Raw genomic sequence first — 21,150 nt, forward strand, 5'->3', positions numbered from 1 at the left:
TACAGTGTCCACCCCTGTATAGAAAAAAGTTTGGCTCAGTTAACGTTTTGAACCTGATCTGCTGCGAGATGTTCAATCAAGCTTTGCAACACATGCGCTATGGCTTGCTGACGCACTTGTTCGCGATCGCCTGCAAAATGGCAGGTTTCCACTTTGAGCCAACCTTGAACACTGGCAAAGCCGAAGCAAACGGTGCCAACTGGCTTTTCTACGCTACCGCCACCGGGGCCAGCAATGCCGCTAATCGAAGCTGCTAGCGTAGCCCTTGAATGCAAGAGCGCACCAAGCGCCATCTCTTCAACGGTCTGTTCAGAAACTGCACCAAATTGTTGTAATGTTGCTTGCCGAACACCGAGCATTTCTTGTTTGGCTTCATTACTGTAAGTCACAAAACTGCGATCAAACCATGCAGAGCTTCCGGCCACTTCAGTCACCCAATAAGCCACACCACCGCCGGTGCAAGATTCCGCCGTGGTAAGGATCTGCTGCTGCTTGGCAAGTAAGAGTCCTAGCTGTTGACTCATTAATAATGGTGTTCTCATGCTCAGTTTTCTCGTCTGTTTAGCATTAGCCCAAAAACACGCCTAGGCCTTCACTGTTTTTTGTTTATTCCATGCAATTAAAATGACCGCCGGAAGGTTCATCAGCACACCATATAATAAAGGCGTTAATGCCAATTCGGGCTGCTGAAGTTGGACAATCGCTACAAAAATTGCCGTGCCCGCGTTTTGTATCCCCACTTCAATGGCAAAGGTTTTGGTTAGTTTCGCATCACCAGACAGAAGCTTAGCGCAAACCACCCCAAGCCCCATGCCTAAGAGGCAAAGCAGCAGTACCATTAATGCGGCAACGGAAAATAGCTGTGTAAAAACGGCGGTATTCGCCGCCAGAGTCACAGCAACGGTAAAGAACAATGCCCACAACGCCGTTTTTCCGGCGAATGCCGAGAACTGGTGAAAGCGCTCACCTTTGCAGAAATGGTGTAACAACATGCCCAAAGTGACAGGCAACAGAGTCACGACCATCAGCTGTAAGATGGCGGTTTTTAAAGGAATAACCGTAGAGACATCCGTTAGCACCAGAGGTAATAGCAACGGCAGACTGAAAGGAATAATTAAGCTACTCACTGCCGTCATCGTGATCGAAAGTGCCGCATCCCCTCCCGCTAAGTGGCTAATCGCATTTGATGACGCCCCACCCGGAGCCAAGGCTAAAATCCACAATCCAACGGCCACCACTTCTGGCAAAGCGAAAGTATGGATCAGCAGATAAGCGATAAGCGGTAACCCAACTAACTGCGCGGTAAGTCCAAGGGCAATTTTGCCTGGGTATTCACTCACTCGCTTGAAGTCTGCCACTGATAAGGTAATACCGACACAAAACATCATCCAAGCGAGCGCGATAGGAAGCCCAATTGTTAACATTAATTGCGCCATACTGTCCCCCTTCAGGTTTGCTTTTTCACAACATTTGAATGTTATTGGGTAAAAACATCAGCAAAACTACCGCATTAAGAGGGAATTGCAATCTTCATAAAAACAAAGAGTGCCTTTTGGCACTCCTCTCAATCAGATTTCAAACATCAAACTACCCGGAGCCAAGAATGGCCAGCGTAGGACGCTCGGGCTACTTTGCCCTTCACTGGCAAAGAAATAGCCCACTTGCGGTGTGGCGAAGACTTGATCGCCGCGACTCAAGCGTTTTTCGCTTAAAGAACGATGTGAAAGTTTGGCTTCCCACAACTCTTGGCTTTGCCAACCGACAGGCGCTAGCTCAACGCGCACTTCTGCCCCAACAGGGTTAATGGAGACCACTACAAACGGCAATGAGGCTTGGCTGTTCTCTTTATCCGACAGCGCCAACTCATGGCTGCGCACATACAGCAAACCACTTTGACGCGTCGCGTCATTCTCTGGTGGCTGAATAAAGGCAGAGCCATTGACCCACTGGCCATTTTGCCACTCACCCGCAAACTGATTAACGTTCCCAAAGAAATCAAACACAAAGCGGCTATTGGGCTGAGCGTAAAGCTCAACCGGCGAGTCGATCTGCTCAATGCGGCCATTACTCATCACCACCACGCGATCGGAAAGCTCCAACGCTTCATCCTGATCGTGGGTCACAAACACGCTGGTAAAACCTAACTCGTCATGCAGGCTACGCAGCCAACGGCGCAGCTCTTTACGCACTTTGGCATCCAAAGCGCCAAACGGCTCATCCAACAGTAGCACTTCAGGTTGGGTTGCCAGTGCGCGAGCCAGTGCAATACGCTGTTTTTGACCACCAGAAAGCTGCTCTGGATAACGATGCGCCAAATGGCCAAGCTGTACGATTTCAAGCAGTTGCTTCACACGCTTTTGAATTTCCGCCGGATGAGGGCGCTTAGTACGCTCCATCACCTGCAAGCCAAACGCTACGTTATCGGCCACCGTCATATGACGAAACAGCGCATAGTTTTGGAACACAAAGCCGACTCGACGATCGCGCACATGCACATTCGTTACGTCACGATTTCGAAAATGAATTGTACCGGAATCCGCCCCTTCCAAACCGGCAATAATACGCAGCAAAGTGGTTTTTCCTGAACCAGATGGCCCTAACAAACCAATCATTTCACCATCTTCAATCTTGAGAGAAAGCGGGGCAAGCGCCTGAAACTGGCCAAAATGTTTAGAGATATTATCTAGACGAATGCTCATAAGGTTCCCTGCTCATTATGCTCGACCGCCTGAAGGCGTTCTTGACGCCACTCGACCAAAGCTTTCAGTAATAGTGTTAATAAGGCGATAAACGCCAGTAGCGAAGCGCTAGCAAAAGCTGCTTGCGACTGATAATCCTCGTACAGAAGCTGTACATGCAAAGGCAAGGTATTGGTTTCACCGCGAATATTTCCTGAAACGACGGCTACCGCGCCAAACTCCCCCACCGCGCGAGCATTGGTGAGGATCACGCCATAAATCAACGCCCACTTAATGTTAGGCAGAGTGACTCGGCGAAACAGTTGCCACCATGATGCGCCCAAAATCACCGCGGCTTCTTCATCCGAGCGTCCTTGCTGCTGCATAAGTGGAATTAGCTCACGCGCCACAAACGGACAGGTCACAAACACAGTCACCAGTACAATGCCCGGCCAAGCAAACATGATTTGCAGATCGCGCTCATACAACCATTCGCCCAACCAGCCACTGGTGCCATAGAGCAGCAGGTAAAGTAGCCCCGCCACCACCGGAGAAACAGCGAACGGAATATCAATCAAGGTGATCAAAAACTTGCGACCAACAAATTCAAAGCGGGTCACTAGCCAAGAGAGCAGCACACCAAACACCAGATTGATTGGCACTGTCAGTAGTGCCACCACTAGCGTTAACCCAATCGCGTGGCGCGTATCGGGGTCATTAAAGTAACTAAAATAAGCGCCAATGCCGTTAGCAAACGCTTGTTGGAAAATGCTCAGCAGTGGGATCAGCAGCAGTACGGCCACCAATAACAGAGCCAATGCGATCAAACTCCATTTCACCCACGGCTTTTCACCGACACGTAAAGGCTGAGAATGTGCCATAAACTGATTCCTATCGTCCGTGAATGCGACGCAGATAAGCGCCTTGCCAGAGGTTAATTATCAGCAGTAACAAAAGTGAAGTCAGCAGCACAACCGAGGCAATCGCACTCGCCGCTGGGAAATCAAACTCTTGCAGACGCACGAAGATCATTAGCGAGGTAATTTCGCTGATGTAAGGCATATTGCCGGCAATAAAGATCACCGCTCCGAACTCCCCTAAACTGCGCGTAAAAGACAACGCCGTTCCGACCAATAAAGCGGGTTTGAGTGAAGGGAGAATCACTTTCCAAAACACAGCAGCATCGGATGCGCCTAACGTCATGCCCGCTTCTTCTTCCTCACGGGATATTTCTTCTAACACTGGCTGAACCGTGCGCACCACAAAGGGAATACTGGTAAAAGCCATCGCCACAATAATACCGAGTGGCGTATAAGCGACCTTGATGCCTAACTCGGCAAGTACGCTACCAATCCAGCCATTGGCCGAATACAGCGTTGCCAAGGTAATCCCAGCCACCGCGGTGGGAAGCGCAAAAGGAAGATCGACCAGCGCATCAAGAATACGTTTGCCGGGAAAAGTGTAACGCACCAACACCCAAGCAAGCAGCAAACCAAACAAGCCATTAAACAGTGAAGCAATCAAGGCCGAGCCAACCGTCACCTTATAACTTGCCACCACACGAGGGTCGGCAATCACTTGCCAATACTCGCTAAAGGTCATGTTGCTGGTCTGCATAATAAGTCCAGTGGCAGGTAGCAGCAGGATCAAGCTGACAAACAGCAAAGAGACACCGAGGCTCAACGCAAAACCGGGTAAAACCCGTTGCTGGCGCGGGCGAGAGTGTGCAAGCGTTTGACCCATAAAACCTCTTTCGATACATCAGGGTGGAATTATGGTTGCCCATCCATTGGGCAACCTAGAGAAATGTCGGACAAGATTAGCGGCGCAGCAGTTGATCCAACTTTGCCCCATTGGCGAACTGGGTTTTCATCGCTTGTTCCCAACCACCGGCGATCCCTTCCACAGTCAGCAATTCAACGGCAGGAAAACGCTCAGCAAACTCAGCTTGTACCTTGGCATCGTGCACACGGTAGTTAAATTCTGCAAGCAAACGCTGTGCTGGCTCACTGTACAGGTATGAAACGTATTCTGTCGCCACATCATAAGTCCCATTACGTTTTGCCACTTTCTCCACTACCGCGACTGGGAATTCAGCCAAAATCGAGGTTTTCGGCACCACCACTTGGTAATCATCCGCACCGTATTGTTGACGAATGTTATTCACTTCCGATTCAAAGGTGATCAGCACATCGCCAATTCCACGCTCAACGAATGACGTGGTTGCACCACGGCCGCCAGTATCAAATACCGCGACGTTAGCCAGAAACTTCTTCAAAAACTCATCTTGCTGCGCTTGGTTATCCTGACCAAATTGTTTTTGTGCAAAGCCTAGCGCTGCCAAGTAGGTGTAACGCGCATTACCTGAGGTTTTCGGGTTCGGGAATACACTTTTCACATCATCACGTACCAAATCACTCCAATCTTGGATGTTTTTTGGGTTGCCTTTGCGCACCAAAAATGCGGTGGTGGAGTAATAAGGCGAGCTCGCGTTTGGTAGCAGGGTTTGCCAGTTTGCTGGGATCAGCTTGCCTTTGTCGTGCAGAATTTGCACATCGGTCACTTGGTTAAACGTCACCACATCTGCCGCTAGGCCTTGCAGAATAGAACGCGCTTGAGCCGATGATCCCGCGTGAGACTGTTTAATTTCGACCGTCTTCCCTGTTTTTTGTTGCCAATGCTCAGCAAACACGGGGTTGTAAGCCACAAACAGCTCACGAGCAATATCATAAGATGAGTTGAGAATGGTTTGATCGGCCGCAGAGGCTTGGAATGAGCCTGCTAGCAGTAACGCTGTTAATGTCGATTTAATTCGGTTCATGTTGTTCTACTCCAGAATCACAAGTGCCAAGATGGCTTCCTTTATGCTGCTAGATTATGAGGAAAATCGTTTATAAAAAAGAACATTAATAGAACGTTTTGGAATAATTTCTAGCAATAAATTGTATGCCGAAGATAAAGTCATTCTTATACTGCTGACATGAAAATAACGCCGCTGGCAAAGAGTCGTCTTACGCTTGCGCCGTCAATCAACAGAAGCTTTATCGGTTGTCACTATTAGAATAGAAGGATCGCCCTGTGTCTGATTTCCCCACTCTTGAAGATTATGTAGGTCAAACGCCCTTGGTGCGTTTACAGCGCCTCAATGCAGGCCGTTCTACGGTATTGGTGAAACTCGAAGGCAATAATCCAGCGGGTTCCGTGAAAGATAGACCAGCCCTTAATATGATTGTGCAAGCCGAAGCGCGCGGCAGTTTGCAGCCCGGCGATACCATTATTGAAGCCACCAGTGGTAATACTGGCATAGCGCTAGCCATGGCCGCCGCCATCAAAGGCTACAAGATGATTCTGATCATGCCCGATAACGCTACTCAAGAGCGCAAAGATTCAATGCGCGCGTATGGCGCTGAGCTGATTTTGGTTAGCAAAGAACAAGGGATGGAAGGCGCACGCGATTTAGCCTTACAGATGCAGCAAGAAGGTAAAGGTAAGGTATTGGATCAATTCAATAACTTGGATAACCCTGACGCACATTTTCGTTCAACCGGGCCGGAAATCTGGCAGCAAAGCCAAGGCAAAATCACCCATTTTGTTTCGAGCATGGGCACCACAGGCACCATCATGGGCGTCTCTCGCTACCTGAAACAGCAAAATCCGCAGATCCAGATCATCGGCTTACAACCCTCGGAAGGCAGTGCGATTCCCGGTATTCGCCGTTGGCCGCAAGCCTACCTCCCCGGCATTTTTGATGCTGCAAGAGTCGATCAGGTACTGGATGTGACTCAAACTGACGCCGAACAGACCGCTCGCGCCCTTGCTCGTGAAGAAGGAATTTGCGCCGGCGTCAGCTCTGGCGGAGCCGTGTTTGCCGCTTTGCAGATTGCCCAGCAAAATCCGGGATCCGTAGTGGTAGCGATTGTGTGCGATCGTGGCGACCGTTATTTATCCTCAGGATTATTTTCCTAACTGAGCTTTCCCACACTCAGCTTAGGCTGAGTGTCGAAACCGGTTTGACTTGGTATCCATATCACGCTCCCTACGCGCTTTTCGGTAAACCTCTTGCGGCGATGGCCTGATGGGCCGTAAGGTCATCACCATGCAAAGCAAGAGCTCAATTGCCCCGCCCTAGTCAGGTTTGCTATTCTCTGTAACCGTTTTTAAGTGACCCATGCCCGCCTTGTGATGAAATGCCGCAAGGCCTACGCAGATGATGATAAGCAGCGATATAAGATTATGATGAAATCGAACGCCTCACCGAGCGAGTCTCTTTCGCACCACACCCCGATGATGCAGCAATATTTAAGACTCAAGGCGGAAAACCCAGATATTCTGCTGTTTTATCGCATGGGTGATTTTTACGAACTGTTTTATGACGATGCGAAACGCGCCTCTGAACTGCTAGATATTTCCTTAACCAAGCGCGGCGCTTCAGCGGGTGAACCCATCCCGATGGCGGGTGTGCCGTTTCATGCGGTAGAAGGTTACTTAGCAAAATTGGTACAAATGGGCGAATCGGTCGCGATCTGTGAACAGATTGGCGATCCAGCCACCAGCAAAGGCCCCGTTGAGCGCAAAGTAGTGCGGATTGTGACCCCGGGAACCGTGACCGATGAAGCCCTGCTCTCAGAGCGAGTCGATAACCTGATCGCGGCGATTTATCACCATAACGGCCGCTTTGGCTACGCGACCATGGATATCACCTCCGGCCGTTTTCAGCTCAGTGAACCGCAAACCGAAGAAGAGATGGCGGCAGAACTGCAACGCACTTCGCCTCGTGAACTGTTGTTTCCTGAAGATTTTTCGCCAGTGCATCTAATGGCAAGCCGCCAAGGCAACCGCCGTCGCCCGATTTGGGAGTTTGAACTCGATACTGCGAAACAGCAGCTCAACCAGCAATTTGGCACGCGCGATCTGGTTGGCTTTGGGGTTGAGCAAGCAAAACTTGGTTTGTGCGCAGCAGGCTGCTTGATCCAATACGTCAAAGATACTCAGCGTACCGCTTTGCCACACATTCGTTCACTGACTTGGGATCGCCAAGATCAATCGGTGATTTTGGATGCCGCGACGCGGCGCAATCTTGAGCTCACTTATAACTTAGCTGGTGGAACGGACAATACATTGGCCGATGTGCTCGACCATTGTGCTACCCCCATGGGCAGCCGCATGCTCAAACGTTGGATCCACCAACCGATGCGCGATAACGCCACTCTCAATCAGCGTTTAGATGCGATCACTGAGCTCAAAGAAACCGCTTTGTATGGGGAACTGCATCCCGTGCTCAAACAGATTGGCGATATTGAACGGATCCTCGCCCGTCTAGCGCTGCGTTCAGCGCGGCCGCGCGATTTAGCTCGCCTACGCCACGCCATGCAGCAGTTACCAGAATTGCACTCGGTCATGAGCGAGCTTGAGCAGTCTCACCTTACAGAGCTACGCACCCATGCCGAGCCGATGGATGCATTGTGCGATTTACTCGAACGTGCGATCAAAGAAAACCCACCCGTAGTGATCCGCGATGGTGGCGTGATCGCCGATGGTTACAGTGCCGAACTCGATGAATGGCGCGATTTAGCCAATGGCGCAACCGAATTTCTGGAACGCTTGGAAGCCGAAGAACGCGATCGTCACGGCATTGATACCCTGAAAGTGGGTTATAACAATGTGCACGGTTTCTACATTCAGGTTAGCCGTGGTCAAAGCCACCTTGTGCCGCCACATTATGTGCGCCGTCAAACCTTAAAGAATGCCGAGCGTTACATCATCGAAGAACTCAAGCAGCACGAGGATAAGGTACTCAACTCCAAATCTCGTGCTTTAGCGGTCGAGAAACAGTTGTGGGAAGAGTTATTCGATTTGCTGTTGCCTCATCTTGAGCAGCTGCAACAACTGGCGGCTTCCGTTGCTCAATTGGATGTGCTGCAAAACCTCGCAGAGCGCGCAGAAAACTTGGAATATTGTCGCCCAACGCTGGTTCAAGAAGCGGGCATTCACATCCAAGGTGGTCGCCACCCTGTGGTAGAGCGAGTAATGAATGAGCCGTTTATCGCCAACCCGATCGAGTTTAATCCACAGCGACGCATGCTGATCATTACTGGCCCGAATATGGGCGGTAAATCGACTTACATGCGTCAAACCGCCTTGATTGCACTGATGGCGCATATCGGTAGTTATGTGCCGGCTGAAAGTGCGTCAATCGGCCCACTGGATCGTATTTTTACCCGTATCGGTGCTTCGGACGATCTCGCCTCAGGTCGCTCAACCTTTATGGTGGAGATGACGGAGACCGCCAATATTTTGCACAATGCGACTCGTAACAGTTTGGTGTTGATGGATGAGATTGGCCGCGGTACCAGTACTTATGACGGACTCTCGCTCGCTTGGGCGAGTGCCGAGTGGCTTGCCAAAGAGATTGGTGCCATGACGCTGTTTGCCACTCACTATTTTGAGTTAACCGAACTGCCGAATGTGTTACCCCATCTAGCGAATGTTCATTTAGATGCGGTTGAACATGGTGATGGCATCGCCTTTATGCACGCAGTGCAAGAGGGTGCCGCGAGTAAATCGTATGGTTTAGCCGTAGCAGGACTGGCTGGCGTACCCAAGCCCGTGATTAAAAATGCGCGCGCCAAGTTACAACAACTTGAGCTATTAAGCTCACAACCTGCCGAGACTCGTAAACCCAGCCGAGTGGATATCGCCAACCAACTGAGCTTAATTCCGGAGCCAAGTGTTGTTGAACAAGCGTTAGCGGAGCTGGACCCCGATGAACTGACGCCACGTCAGGCACTCGATGCGTTGTATCGCTTGAAAAAAATGCTGTAACGCCTTTTTCTCAGCCTAGGAAAAACCAAAGGCACTCTTAAAGAGTGCCTTTGAATTTAAATACAGAAGAAAAATGGGTTAGTTGACGTCGTACTCAACGTTAAATAGAGCTTCCATATTCAAACCTTGTTTCACCAGAATCTCACGCAGACGACGTAAGCCTTCCACTTGAATTTGACGCACACGTTCACGAGTTAGATTGATCTCACGCCCCACTTCTTCCAAGGTGGACGGCTCATAACCCAACAGACCAAAACGACGAGCCAATACTTCTTTCTGTTTTGGATTGAGTTCATCTAACCAGTTGAGCAGCGATTCACGAATGTCATCATCTTGAGTAGAAAACTCAGGATCCGCGTTATTGGAATCTGGCAAGATATCCAACAAAGCTTTATCACCATCGCCACCAATTGGTGTATCTACAGAGCTGATACGCTCGTTGAGTCGCAGCATTTTGGTCACATCATCGACGGGACGATCCAGCTCAAGGGCTATTTCTTCTGGCGTAGGTTCGTGGTCAAGACGTTGTGACAATTCACGCGCAGTACGCAGGTAAATATTCAGCTCTTTGACGACATGGATTGGTAGACGAATGGTGCGGGTTTGATTCATCAGCGCACGTTCGATGGTTTGACGAATCCACCATGTTGCGTAAGTTGAAAAGCGAAAACCACGTTCAGGATCGAATTTTTCAACCGCACGAATCAAGCCGAGATTGCCTTCTTCAATCAAATCAAGCAGGGCTAACCCACGGTTGCTGTAGCGACGTGAAATTTTAACAACCAAGCGCAAGTTACTTTCAATCATACGTTTGCGCGCTGCTTCGTCACCACGTAGAGCGCGGCGAGCATAGAGCACTTCTTCTTCGGCGGTAAGGAGTGGTGAAAAACCAATCTCGCTGAGATACATTTGTGTGGCATCAAGACTTTTCGCAGAAGCATCAAACTCCTCACGAGCATCGTCACTTGCCCCTTCAACAGCAACTAATTCTTCATCACTGGAGAGCTCATCATCCGCTTCTAGCACTTCCAGTGCTTCATCTTCAAAATCGAACTCTTCTACTTTGGTTACAGTATTGCTGACACTCATAGCGGCCTCCCCCTGGCAACTTTGCGAGTCATTGCGAGATACAACCTTTGCAGTATGACCTTAGCAATATGAGTTAAGGTAAGTAGCGTTTAGGATTCACTGACTTCCCTTGATAACGGATCTCAAAATGCAAGCGTACACTATTGGTTCCAGAGCTTCCCATGGTGGCGATTTTCTGGCCTGCTTGCACTATTTGTCCTTCCTTTGCTAGCAGCTGATCATTGTGGGCATAGGCACTTAGATAGTGCTCATTATGTTTTATGATGATTAGGTTGCCATAACCACGTAGTGCGTTGCCCGAGTACACTACCGTTCCATCTGCAGTGGCAACGACAGCCTGACCGCGTTGGCCAGCGATGTCTATCCCTTTGTTGCCTTGATCACCCGCAGAAAAGTTTTTTATGACTCTACCTTTGGTCGGCCATAGCCACTTCGCTATCTTCTCATTCGAAGGTTTAGCATTTGCTACATTAACATTAACATTTTGTTTACCGACAGGTTCAACATACTCCTTTGTTTTTGTTTGATCAACCGCCTTAACTGGATCTTTTTTAGTCAAATTTTGACTATTGTTTGATCCTTTTTGTGTATTTTTGGCATTAGAGCTTTTACTCACTGATTGTGCAGCATTGGTCGCAGAAGCGGCTTTTCCAGTCGCGACAGTAACGCTTGAAACGGCAGCCACATTAGCTGCACCACCGATTCCACCATAAGCAGGAGGAGTGTAGTTGGGGAGCCATAACTTCAGTTTTTGTCCAGGATGAATGGTGTAAGGGGCGGAAAGATCGTTGTAATTAATCAGATCGTTTACATCTTTATCTGTGAGGTAAGCGATAAAATAGAGCGTGTCGCCTTTTTTAACTTCATAGTAACTTCCGCGATAACTTCCTCGTTCTATCGCATTATAATCTTTACCCAATCCGGAAACTGGCGCAGGTGTATGAGCTGTGCAGCCAATCAAAAGACCGCTTAGCAACAACAAGACAACCAAACGGAAAGAGTAAAGCCTCATTACGCTAAATCTCCCGCCACAAGAGGAACAAAGCGAACCGCTTCCACTCGTTCAGAGAGAAATTGGGCACCTTGGCGCACGATTTTATACAAATGCTGTTCATCTTCTCCCACAGGGATCACCATTCGGCCACCTTCTGCGAGCTGATCCAATAAGCCTTGTGGCACTTGTGCTGCCGCCGCGGTCACTAAAATAGCATCAAAGGGTGCACGCGCAGACCAACCTTGCCAACCATCGCCATGTTTGGACGATACATTATAGATATCGAGCTGCTTAAGACGTCGTTTCGCATCCCATTGTAGGGTCTTGATTCGTTCAACGGTAAACACATGATTGACTAATTTGGCGAGCACTGCGGTTTGATAGCCAGAACCCGTACCGATTTCTAGCACTTTGGTTTCTGGCGTCAGATCCAGCAACTCGGTCATTCTCGCCACAATGTAAGGCTGTGAAATGGTTTGCCCTTGGCCAATCGGTAACGCATTGTTGTCATAGGCTTGATGCATCATCGCTGGTGCAACAAAAAATTCGCGTGGCAGTGCGTGGATCGCCGCCAACACTTGTGGCGAGGCAATCCCCTGCTCTGTTAAAAATTGAATCAGTCTGTCGGCTTTTGGGTTAGCCATTCACCTTTTCCTTTAACCAGTGATCCATGCTGCGCAGCGATTCATGTGCTGTAAGGTCAACCTGTAGTGGCGTTAGTGACACCAAACCGCGCTCAATAGCATGAAAATCGGTACCTGGGCCTGCATCTTGCTCTTTGCCTGGAGGGCCTAGCCAATAAATATCATGCCCGCGTGGATCTTTCTGCTTTATCATGCTTTCCGCGTGATGCCGCGCACCTAAGCGAGTGACTTCAATACCTTGAATTTGTTCTAAAGGCCGATCCGGAATATTCACATTAAGCAAGCGATTGGTTGGAATTGGGTTAGCGAGATGTTGCTCGACCAGTTGACGCACGAAGTGCGCAGCCGTAGCAAAATGCGTCGAGCCCGTAAGGGAGAATGCGATCGACTGCACGCCAAGAAAATGCCCTTCCATCGCTGCTGCAACCGTTCCCGAATAAAGCACATCATCACCCAAATTGGCACCATGATTAATTCCGCTCAGAACCAGATCCGGCAGATCATCTTTCATCAGTTCGTTGAGTGCAAAATGCACGCAATCGGTCGGGGTCCCTTGTACGGAATAGGTGTTGTCGGCGATTTTCGAAACACGCAATGGATGCTCTAAGGTCAGTGAATTGGAAGCGCCACTGCGGTTACGATCCGGCGCGACAATCACAATCTCCGCTAAATCACGTAATGCATCCGCCAAAGCATGAATGCCTTGTGCGTAAACGCCATCGTCGTTACTGAGCAGAATCTTCATCTTAATCTTCACTCTCAGAATCGCGGTTTTCTTGCTCATTGCTTTGATCGTAATGACGCACCACAGGGATCTCTTCGATCAATTCACGTACCAGTGACGTCGCAAAGCTACCCGCATCCAATGCAAAACGCAGGGTGATTTGATCGTCTTGCACTTGCCAGCTTAAGTTTTGTGCCTTGAGAGCAATGGCACGGCGATCATGGCGCATACGGTTACCACGGATCAGCGCCATTAAATCGGGCTCAGCATCCAATTCGGCTTGTTCCAGTTGCAAGGCTTGGCCGGATGTCGGCAAGGCATTATCGCCTGCCAAAGCTGCTGAAATCGCCGCTTCTCCAGCTTGCAAACGCTGATCCCAAAGGGCTAAATCACCATCAACATTAAACATTTGCTGCTCAGCTAAAGCGATATCACCTTCGATAAAGCGGGCAAAACAGCCTTGTTCAATTCGCTTTGAGACAATCTGGTTGAAAATCCACGAACGAGCCGCAGACAGATATAAGCTGCGCTGATTCTGATTGCGCGAACGGACATTGTCACGCCCCCAACGGCGAGCCTCACTGAGGTTATTGCCATGACGTCCAAAACGCTGGCTACCGAAGTAATTGGGAACGCCCAATTCAGCAACCGTTTCTAAACGGCTTAATACCGCTGCAACATCGCTTACTTCCGATAAGGTGACGACAAATTCATTGCCTTGCAAATCACCCGGACGAAGCTTTTTGTCGTGGCGAGTCACCTCAAGAATTTCAATGCTAGGGTATTGTGCTAGAAACGCAGAGAAATCCGGCGTTTCGCCATTCGGCAGATGCACACTCAACCACTGCTCGGTAACGGCATGCCTGTCTTTTAAACCCGCCCAGCTCACCGCGCGTGAAGGTACGCCACAGGCTTTGGCTAATTCATTGGCCACAAAGCTGGTGTTCTCCCCTGTCTTACGAATACGCACCATCAAGTGCTCGCCGTGTCCCGTTAAGGAGTAGCCCAACACTTCATTGACTTGGAAGTGTTCTGGCAGCGCTTTGAGTTTGGCCTTCGCAGTCGGTTTACCGCACAAATAAGCCAGAGGAGAGAGAATATCAGTCATCTTAATTCCAAAATTTTTTATAGGCTGAGTTAAGCTTTGCGCAAAAGTACAACCGCTTCACAGGCAATACCTTCTTTACGTCCGGTAAAACCCAGTTTTTCTGTCGTGGTCGCTTTGACATTGATGTTGCCCAGATCGGTTTCCAGATCTTCGGCAATCGCCGCGCACATCGCCTGAATATAAGGAGCCATTTTCGGCGCTTGGGCAATGATCGTGACATCGGCATTACCGAGCACATAGCCTTGCTCTTTCACTCGACGATACACATCTTTGAGGAGCTCGCGGCTGTCTGCCCCTTTCCATTTATCATCGGTGTCAGGGAAGTGGCGGCCAATGTCTCCCGCGGCAATCGCGCCGAGCAAGGCATCACTTAACGCGTGCAGTGCCACATCGCCATCAGAATGGGCAATCAATCCTTGCTCATAAGGGATCTTCACTCCACCAATAATGATGGGACCTTCACCGCCAAAACGGTGTACATCAAAGCCGTGGCCAATTCTGATCATGATTTTTCCTTATTACGACTTAAATAGAACTCGGCCAACGCGAGATCTTCAGGTTGAGTGATTTTAAGGTTATCGGCACGCCCCGTCACTAAGGCCGGCTTTTCGCCACGCCATTCAAAAGCGGAAGCTTCATCGGTAATCGACACCTTATTTTGTAGCGCTTCAATCAAAGCACTGCGCAGCGGCTCGGCACGAAACATTTGTGGCGTAAGGGCGTGCCACAAGGCTGTGCGATCAACGGTATGATCAATCTGCTGTGTATTGTCGCCTCGCTTCATGGTATCGCGCACTGGGGCGGCAAGAATCGCCCCGACTGGGTGCTCTAAAGCCCTGGCGATCAATTGAGAAATATCAGCGTGAGTCACACAAGGGCGCGCGGCATCGTGCACCAATACCCACTCACTAAGCGCATGTTGGCAAATATAGTGAAGTGCGGATAAGACGGAATCAGCACGCTCTTTCCCCCCGCAACCCGAATGACACGAGGATCCTGCGCGAGTGACAGGGTGGAAAAATAAGGGTCATCGACACTAATGGCGACCACCACTTGCTCGATTTGCGGGTGTCCTAAAAGATGTTCAATGGTATGTTCGAGAACCGTTTTACCGAGCAAGGTTAAATACTGCTTGGGTCGGTCGGCTTTCATTCGACTCCCCACACCTGCGGCTGGCACAATCGCAATCATCTTATTCATTGACGTGATTCCTCACCAATGATGCGGTAAAAGGTCTCACCATCTTTGACCATGCCGAGTTCATTACGGGCGCGTTCTTCAATGGCATCTAGCCCTTGGCGTAGATCGTCAATTTCAGCAAACATCTCTTGATTGCGCAGATGTAAGTTGGCATTCACTTGCTGCTGCACCTCAATTTCTGACTGCACAGCCCGAAAATCCATCACACCGTTTTTTCCCCACATCAGGGTATAAAGCAGCCAGACCAGTAGTAGGCTCAGGGTCAAAGCAAAGACTCGCATAACCAATCCATCTTTCAAAACCAACGCCACAAGATCGTGGCGTTGGTCATTAGTTCGAATACAGCCTATTTATACCACAAAGCCCAGAAAATGAGCTCGCAGGCTAGTGATTATTGAGTTAATAAAAACGCAAACAAGCCAGCACCGAGCAATAAACGGTAGATCACAAATGGGGTCATTCCCATGCGAGAAATCAGCTTAAGGAAGAAATGAATACAGATATAAGCACTAACAAATGAAGTAATAATGCCGGTGAGCAAAAAGCCAACATGGATAGGTTCACCACTGGTCACTAGTTTCAAGCCAAGATAGCTACCAGCCAGAACAATAATTGGGATCGACATTAAAAAAGAAAAACGCGCCGCAGCCTCACGAGTAAAGCCAAGATAGAGCGCAGCGGTAATGGTTGCCCCTGAACGCGATGTACCAGGAATGATCGCCACCGCTTGAGCAAGACCGATAAACAGTGCCTTTTTCCAATCCGCTTGATACTCATCCGCGTTGAGTGCCGAGTTCTTATCGACATACCATAGCAAAAGGCCAAACACGATGGTGGTAGTCGCGATCACCCAAGCACTACGCAAATACACTTCGACGATGTCTTTCATCAAGAAACCAAACACACAAGCAGGAATGGTCGCTAAGATAATCAACCAGGCCAATTTGGCTTCTTTACTGCGATCACCTTTAAATATTGAGGCGAAAAAAGCACTCAGTAGAGAAACCACTTCCTTGCGAAAATAGATAACAACCGCCGCTAGCGTGCCAAGATGTACCGCGACATCAAAGGCTAAACCTTGATCTGCCCAGCCCAAAATCGCCGAAGGCAAAATCAGGTGTGCAGAACTCGAAATCGGTAAAAACTCGGTAAAACCTTGAATTAAAGCCAGAATGAATGACTCGAAATAACTCATGATTGTTTCTTCTCTTCAATAGAAAACCAAATAGGTACAGGGGTGAGTGATGCTAAACCCTGCGCTTGCTGCCAAATCTGCTCAACAGTTCGATCATCACCAGCAATCACTCGTCGCGGGCAAAGCTCATATAAAGGTTGGATCACAAATGGGTAACGATAGATATCGGGTCGAGGTAACACAGGATCCCTCTCCGATACACAATCACCGTACAACACAATATCAAGATCCAGTGTTCGATCTTGATACTTTTGCGCATTTGGCAAACGGCCATACTGCAGCTCTATCGCTTTCAAATGTGCAATAAGCTCTGATAGAGATAATTTCGTTTCTATCTCTACCATCAAATTAAAAAAGGGATGACTAGCAAAACCTACTGACGGGCACTCATAAATGGTTGAGATGCGTGAAGTGCTCGCGAGCTGAGTCAGCGCTCGCACTCCAGCTTCAATCGACTGATGGCGATCTTGATTTGATCCCACACCAATATAAGCGGTGATCATCCACGCGCTCGCTCGATAATCACACCCACCCCTTGGGCTTGCGGCACTGCACCCGGCTTGGTCAAACGAATGCGGATCCAAGGCACAGAGAAACGCATCATGATCAGTTCTGCGACTTCTTCAGCAACTCGCTCAACCAGCAGAAAACGACCTTGCTCAATATGCTCAATCACCGCTTGGCTGACTTGGGCATAATCCAAAGCATCTGCCACGTCATCACTTTTACCCGCAGGACGGTTGTCGTGCGCCATTTCCAAATCCAGCACCAATTTCTGCTTGATCTGCTGTTCCCAGTCGTAGACACCGATCGTGGTGATCACTTCCAACTGCTCAATAAAGACTTTATCCATGCTCAATCGCTTCCTGTTCACAGGTCGGATACCCAAACCAATGAAAAAATCGTACTATCCACTCAATCGCGATATGATATACCCAAACCTGTTCAAGATGCTAAATCCTAAAAGATTTTTTCTTATTCGACAGGGAATACAAATACTTATTCGAGATAACTTTTCGAAACACGCACTTTGAGGCTGTTATGACTCCACTGGCGCTCAGCATGATCATTTTTGCCTATCTACTGGGGTCAATCTCCAGTGCGGTGCTGATCTGCCGAGTATTGCGTCTGCCCGATCCACGCGATGTGGGTTCACAAAACCCCGGAGCGACCAATGTGCTGCGTATCGGCGGCAAAAAGGCCGCAGTCGCCGTTTTATTGTGTGACATGCTCAAAGGCACCATCCCTGTCTGGGGCGGCTACTTCCTCAATATTGAACCTTTTATGTTGGGATTGGTGGCGATTGCCGCTTGCCTTGGGCATATGTACCCGATTTTTTTCCATTTCAAAGGTGGAAAAGGCGTGGCAACCGCGTTAGGAGCAATCGCTCCGATTGGACTCGATTTAACGGGAATGGTGATAGCGACGTGGTTAGTCGTGGTTGTTTTGTTTCGCTACTCTTCACTTGCAGCTTTAGTCACTGTGCTGCTTGCGCCACTCTATACTTGGCTTATCAAACCACAATACACGCTTCCGGTTGCGATGCTGTGCTGCTTGATCGTGCTGCGCCATCATCAAAACGTAAAGCGTCTGTTTGCTGGTACTGAGCCGAAAGTGGGTGAGAAAAAAAGTCACCAATCTTAAGGTTCGGCTTCCTGCTCAAAAGAAACGCCGCCTACCGCTCAACCTTCAGAACATATCAGCGGCGATTTCAAACAACAGCGATCAGTACACGCTCAAGAAAAACGCACTTAAATGATGGATGACCTGATCCGGTTGCTCTAGGCTACTGATATGTCCCGCGCCATCAATCACCTCAAGTCCGCTGCCACGAATTGCATCTTGCATCAGATAAGATTCTAAAACTGGGCGAGGAGTGTCTTCACTACCCACCATGATCAGCACAGGCAGTGTTAAGTTTTCAATCTCATCCATCAAATCGCGACGTCCAAAAATCATGCGGCCTAGACGCGCCACTTCAACTGCGCGCTCACCGGATAACTTTTGAAGTGCAGAACGGAACTGAGTAACCACAGGCAACTCATTTTTCAGGGTGTCGGATGCAAAAAACATCGGCACAACCGCATCAACAATCGGTGCTGGCACTGCTTGAAGCTGAGTAATTGCATCAAGCATCGAAAAATATTTTTTATGCGTGACTTCAGGTTCAAGCCCCACAAAGGTATCCATCATCACCAGTGATTTAACGCGCGCTGGCGCCAACACAGCTAATTCTGCACCCCACATGCCGCCAACAGACAGACCAACGATTGAGAATTGCTCTATCTGCAAGTGATCCATCAGCGCAAGAATATGCTGCGCATAATCTTTGAGGTTATTCATCGAAGCGGGAGCCGAATCTGAATCACCATGCGCCCAAAAATCCGGCACAATACAACGATAATGCTGGCTCAACTCAGCAATTTGCGGAGCCCACATTTGATGATCCCACAGATAACTGTGCCCAAACACCAGCACTTCTCCTTCACCGACATCAAGGTAAGCCATTTTTTGGCCATCAATAAACCACGAATTCATTTTAGTTATACTTCCATCATTAAAAATAGAAACTGACTCTAACACGAAGGGCGGTTTAGACAAGTCGGAACAGAAAGTAAGCTTTCGCTAATTCATTCTTTTGTTTAGAAAAAACGGCCGCTAGCGCGACCGTTTCAATACCATTTCGTAGTACTTATTTCTGAATTGACGTTAACTGATCAATCGGCCAACGCGGGCGAGCTTGCAAGCCAAGTTCACACACATCACCATTCTTCAAACGCTGCATTCCGGCATAAGCGATCATTGCACCGTTATCGGTACAAAACTCAGTGCGCGGATAATACACTTCGCCACCGATTTTTTTCGCAAGCTTTTCCAAATCCGCACGCAGCTGCTTATTGGCACTCACACCACCTGCAATCACCACGCGTTTTAAACCGGTTTCTTCCAACGCACGTCGACACTTAATGACCAAAGTGTCACACACCGCTTCTTGGAAAGCGTAGGCAATATCGGCGCGCGTCTGTTCATCATCACCGTTGGCGGCAATCGTGTTAGCGGTAAAGGTTTTTAAACCAGAGAAACTCATATCAAGTCCTGGTCTGTCCGTCATTGGACGCGGGAATTTAAAGCGCCCAGCGGTTCCTTTTTCCGCCAACTTCGCCAGTAGAGGTCCACCAGGGTAATCCAGCCCCATCAACTTAGCCGTTTTATCAAAGGCTTCGCCTGCGGCATCATCAATCGATTCCCCTAAAATTCGGTATTCACCGATATTTTTCACCTCAACTAGCATGGTGTGACCACCCGATACCAGCAAAGCGACAAAAGGAAATGGCGGCGGATTGTCTTCCAACATCGGAGCCAGCAGATGCCCTTCCATATGATGAACCGGCACCGCAGGCACATTCCATGCGTAAGCCAAACTACGTCCGATGGTGGCTCCAACCAACAGAGCGCCCACTAAACCAGGGCCGGCGGTGAACGCTACGCCATCTAAATCTTGTGGCGTCACATTCGCCTCTTCCATCGCCGCTTTGATCAGTGGAATGGTTTTTTTAACATGGTCACGTGATGCCAACTCCGGCACGACACCACCGTAATCGGCGTGAAGTTTTACCTGACTGTAGAGCTTATGAGACAGTAGTCCTTTTTCGTCATCGTAAATCGCGACACCCGTTTCATCACAAGAGGTTTCAATACCAATAATGCGCATAGTTTTCTCAGCACGCTGCCATTAAAAATCAAATATGGCCTCATGTTACCTCGCCTTGGCGCGACAAACAAACCTTGTCCAGAATGTAAGCGACAAAGTGCTTTACAAAGGAAGGGCGATCGGATTAAAATTCCGCACCATTTTGATCTAGCTGATTATCGACTTGGCGCACAAGAGTTCTTGCTGCTCGGGTCACCAAAATATCAGCATTAACGAATTAACCCCTGAGGTGAAAGGCATATGCCAGTAGTTAAAGTACGTGAAAACGAACCGTTCGACGTAGCTCTGCGTCGTTTCAAACGCTCTTGCGAAAAAGCAGGTATCCTTTCTGAAGTGCGTCGTCGTGAGCACTACGAAAAGCCAACTACCGTTCGCAAACGCGCTAAAGCAGCTGCTCAAAAGCGTCACGCTAAGAAGCTGGCTCGCGAAAACGCACGTCGCGTTCGTCTGTACTAATAGCAATTTCCTAAACTAAGGAATTTGTTATGGCTCTGATTGATAGTCTCAAAGAAGAGCAAAAACTAGCGATGAAAGCCAAGGATAAACAACGCCTTGGCACTATCCGTTTAGCGTTGGCCGCAATTAAACAACGTGAAGTCGATGAACAGATCACTCTGAGCGATGACGACATTGTTGGCGTGCTGACCAAAATGGTCAAACAACGTCGCGACTCTGTAAGCCAATACGAAGCAGCCAATCGTCAAGATTTAGCTGATGCGGAAAAGATAGAAATCACCGTGCTTGAGGAATTTATGCCTCAACCTTTGACGGATGAAGAAGTGAGTGCATTGATTGACAGTGCGATAACCGACTCTTCCGCCACTGGCATGCAAGACATGGGCAAAGTGATGGCTGTACTGAAACCGCACATTCAAGGGCGTGCAGACATGGGTAAAGTAAGCGGTTTAGTCCGCGCTAAACTGGCTTAATCCCAACCCAATTACAGCAAGCCGTGCAATCCTCTGGAACGCACGGCTTGTTTGT

23 protein-coding genes and 1 pseudogene are annotated in these 21,150 nt (G+C 49.0%); 5 read left to right on the plus strand and 19 right to left on the minus strand.

Going from position 1 to position 21,150, the window contains the following annotated elements:
* Positions 1 to 35: 35 nt before the first annotated feature.
* The 6 genes from pncC to cysP form a co-directional block, all read right to left on the minus strand.
* Entirely contained in the window at positions 36 to 542 is a 507-nt protein-coding gene (gene pncC / locus EPB59_RS10095; protein ID WP_154172593.1) for a nicotinamide-nucleotide amidase, read from the minus strand.
* A gap of 42 nt (positions 543 to 584) precedes the next feature.
* Positions 585 to 1,436: a bile acid:sodium symporter family protein gene (locus EPB59_RS10100; protein ID WP_055051696.1), complete on the minus strand. Its 852-nt coding sequence runs from the start codon at positions 1,434 to 1,436 to the stop codon at positions 585 to 587.
* A 132-nt stretch (positions 1,437 to 1,568) separates the two neighbouring features.
* The gene (locus tag EPB59_RS10105; protein ID WP_154172595.1) at positions 1,569 to 2,699 is read right to left on the minus strand and encodes a sulfate/molybdate ABC transporter ATP-binding protein; all 1,131 of its coding nucleotides are present in this window, start codon (positions 2,697 to 2,699) and stop codon (positions 1,569 to 1,571) included.
* The gene (cysW, locus tag EPB59_RS10110; RefSeq protein ID WP_000951359.1) at positions 2,696 to 3,559 is read right to left on the minus strand and encodes a sulfate ABC transporter permease subunit CysW; all 864 of its coding nucleotides are present in this window, start codon (positions 3,557 to 3,559) and stop codon (positions 2,696 to 2,698) included. Before cysW ends, EPB59_RS10105 begins: the two co-directional genes overlap by 4 nt.
* A 10-nt stretch (positions 3,560 to 3,569) precedes the next feature.
* On the minus strand, positions 3,570 to 4,421 hold the full coding sequence (cysT, locus tag EPB59_RS10115; RefSeq protein WP_000531808.1) for a sulfate/thiosulfate ABC transporter permease CysT: 852 nt from the start codon (positions 4,419 to 4,421) through the stop codon (positions 3,570 to 3,572).
* A 76-nt stretch (positions 4,422 to 4,497) separates the two neighbouring features.
* Entirely contained in the window at positions 4,498 to 5,499 is a 1,002-nt protein-coding gene (gene cysP / locus EPB59_RS10120; protein ID WP_001079830.1) for a thiosulfate ABC transporter substrate-binding protein CysP, read from the minus strand.
* Positions 5,500 to 5,756: 257 nt separating this feature from the next.
* Here cysP and cysM point away from each other — a divergent pair, with 257 nt between their 5' ends.
* Together cysM and mutS are read left to right on the plus strand one after the other, a co-directional pair.
* Positions 5,757 to 6,644, plus strand: coding sequence for a cysteine synthase CysM (gene cysM, locus EPB59_RS10125; RefSeq protein ID WP_001279364.1), 888 nt, complete (start codon positions 5,757 to 5,759; stop codon positions 6,642 to 6,644).
* 267 nt (positions 6,645 to 6,911) lie between these two features.
* Positions 6,912 to 9,500 (plus strand): DNA mismatch repair protein MutS, encoded by a 2,589-nt coding sequence (gene mutS, locus EPB59_RS10130; protein ID WP_154172597.1) that lies wholly within the window; start codon positions 6,912 to 6,914, stop codon positions 9,498 to 9,500.
* Positions 9,501 to 9,578: 78 nt separating this feature from the next.
* On the opposite strand, the gene rpoS is transcribed toward mutS, so the two are convergent.
* The 11 genes and pseudogenes from rpoS to folB all read right to left on the minus strand — a co-directional run bounded on the left by rpoS (position 9,579) and on the right by folB (position 17,307).
* Positions 9,579 to 10,589: an RNA polymerase sigma factor RpoS gene (rpoS, locus tag EPB59_RS10135; protein ID WP_000116729.1), complete on the minus strand. Its 1,011-nt coding sequence runs from the start codon at positions 10,587 to 10,589 to the stop codon at positions 9,579 to 9,581.
* Positions 10,590 to 10,662: 73 nt separating this feature from the next.
* The gene (nlpD, locus tag EPB59_RS10140; RefSeq protein ID WP_001242135.1) at positions 10,663 to 11,601 is read right to left on the minus strand and encodes a murein hydrolase activator NlpD; all 939 of its coding nucleotides are present in this window, start codon (positions 11,599 to 11,601) and stop codon (positions 10,663 to 10,665) included.
* On the minus strand, positions 11,601 to 12,227 hold the full coding sequence (locus tag EPB59_RS10145; RefSeq protein WP_154172599.1) for a protein-L-isoaspartate(D-aspartate) O-methyltransferase: 627 nt from the start codon (positions 12,225 to 12,227) through the stop codon (positions 11,601 to 11,603). The genes nlpD and EPB59_RS10145 overlap by 1 nt, the downstream gene beginning before the upstream one ends.
* Positions 12,220 to 12,972: a 5'/3'-nucleotidase SurE gene (gene surE / locus EPB59_RS10150; protein ID WP_055043664.1), complete on the minus strand. Its 753-nt coding sequence runs from the start codon at positions 12,970 to 12,972 to the stop codon at positions 12,220 to 12,222. Before surE ends, EPB59_RS10145 begins: the two co-directional genes overlap by 8 nt.
* 1 nt (position 12,973) lies before the next feature.
* Positions 12,974 to 14,059, minus strand: coding sequence for a tRNA pseudouridine(13) synthase TruD (gene truD, locus EPB59_RS10155; RefSeq protein ID WP_000129751.1), 1,086 nt, complete (start codon positions 14,057 to 14,059; stop codon positions 12,974 to 12,976).
* 29 nt (positions 14,060 to 14,088) lie between these two features.
* A complete protein-coding gene (ispF, locus tag EPB59_RS10160; RefSeq protein WP_000619212.1) occupies positions 14,089 to 14,565 on the minus strand; it encodes a 2-C-methyl-D-erythritol 2,4-cyclodiphosphate synthase in 477 nt (158 codons plus the stop codon).
* Positions 14,562 to 15,259: pseudogene (gene ispD, locus EPB59_RS10165) on the minus strand (2-C-methyl-D-erythritol 4-phosphate cytidylyltransferase). Before ispD ends, ispF begins: the two are co-directional and overlap by 4 nt.
* Positions 15,256 to 15,540, minus strand: coding sequence for a cell division protein FtsB (gene ftsB, locus EPB59_RS10170; protein WP_001263190.1), 285 nt, complete (start codon positions 15,538 to 15,540; stop codon positions 15,256 to 15,258). Before ftsB ends, ispD begins: the two are co-directional and overlap by 4 nt.
* 110 nt (positions 15,541 to 15,650) lie before the next feature.
* Entirely contained in the window at positions 15,651 to 16,454 is an 804-nt protein-coding gene (locus tag EPB59_RS10175) for an undecaprenyl-diphosphate phosphatase (protein ID WP_055051692.1), read from the minus strand.
* Positions 16,451 to 16,957, minus strand: coding sequence for a 2-amino-4-hydroxy-6-hydroxymethyldihydropteridine diphosphokinase (gene folK, locus EPB59_RS10180; RefSeq protein ID WP_154172601.1), 507 nt, complete (start codon positions 16,955 to 16,957; stop codon positions 16,451 to 16,453). Before folK ends, EPB59_RS10175 begins: the two co-directional genes overlap by 4 nt.
* Complete coding sequence (folB, locus tag EPB59_RS10185) at positions 16,954 to 17,307, minus strand: bifunctional dihydroneopterin aldolase/7,8-dihydroneopterin epimerase (RefSeq protein ID WP_154172603.1); 354 nt, start codon at positions 17,305 to 17,307, stop codon at positions 16,954 to 16,956. The genes folK and folB overlap by 4 nt, the downstream gene beginning before the upstream one ends.
* 188 nt (positions 17,308 to 17,495) lie before the next feature.
* On the opposite strand from folB, the gene plsY reads away from it, so the two are divergent.
* On the plus strand, positions 17,496 to 18,098 hold the full coding sequence (plsY, locus tag EPB59_RS10190; protein ID WP_000188023.1) for a glycerol-3-phosphate 1-O-acyltransferase PlsY: 603 nt from the start codon (positions 17,496 to 17,498) through the stop codon (positions 18,096 to 18,098).
* Between the two features lie 81 nt (positions 18,099 to 18,179).
* Here the strand turns inward: plsY and EPB59_RS10195 are convergent, their stop codons facing one another.
* Positions 18,180 to 18,992, minus strand: a complete 813-nt coding sequence (locus tag EPB59_RS10195; RefSeq protein ID WP_154172604.1) for an alpha/beta fold hydrolase — start codon at positions 18,990 to 18,992, stop codon at positions 18,180 to 18,182.
* Positions 18,993 to 19,146: 154 nt separating this feature from the next.
* Positions 19,147 to 20,166: a tRNA (adenosine(37)-N6)-threonylcarbamoyltransferase complex transferase subunit TsaD gene (tsaD, locus tag EPB59_RS10200; RefSeq protein WP_055029816.1), complete on the minus strand. Its 1,020-nt coding sequence runs from the start codon at positions 20,164 to 20,166 to the stop codon at positions 19,147 to 19,149.
* Between the two features lie 240 nt (positions 20,167 to 20,406).
* On the opposite strand from tsaD, the gene rpsU reads away from it, so the two are divergent.
* Both rpsU and EPB59_RS10210 read left to right on the plus strand, forming a co-directional pair.
* Positions 20,407 to 20,622: a 30S ribosomal protein S21 gene (gene rpsU, locus EPB59_RS10205; protein WP_001145625.1), complete on the plus strand. Its 216-nt coding sequence runs from the start codon at positions 20,407 to 20,409 to the stop codon at positions 20,620 to 20,622.
* Positions 20,623 to 20,651: 29 nt separating this feature from the next.
* The gene (locus tag EPB59_RS10210) at positions 20,652 to 21,095 is read left to right on the plus strand and encodes a GatB/YqeY domain-containing protein (protein WP_001173865.1); all 444 of its coding nucleotides are present in this window, start codon (positions 20,652 to 20,654) and stop codon (positions 21,093 to 21,095) included.
* Positions 21,096 to 21,150 lie beyond the last annotated feature (55 nt).

Origin of the sequence: Vibrio metoecus, assembly GCF_009665255.1 — a bacterium.
GTDB classification, from domain to species: Bacteria; Pseudomonadota; Gammaproteobacteria; order Enterobacterales; family Vibrionaceae; genus Vibrio; species Vibrio metoecus_B.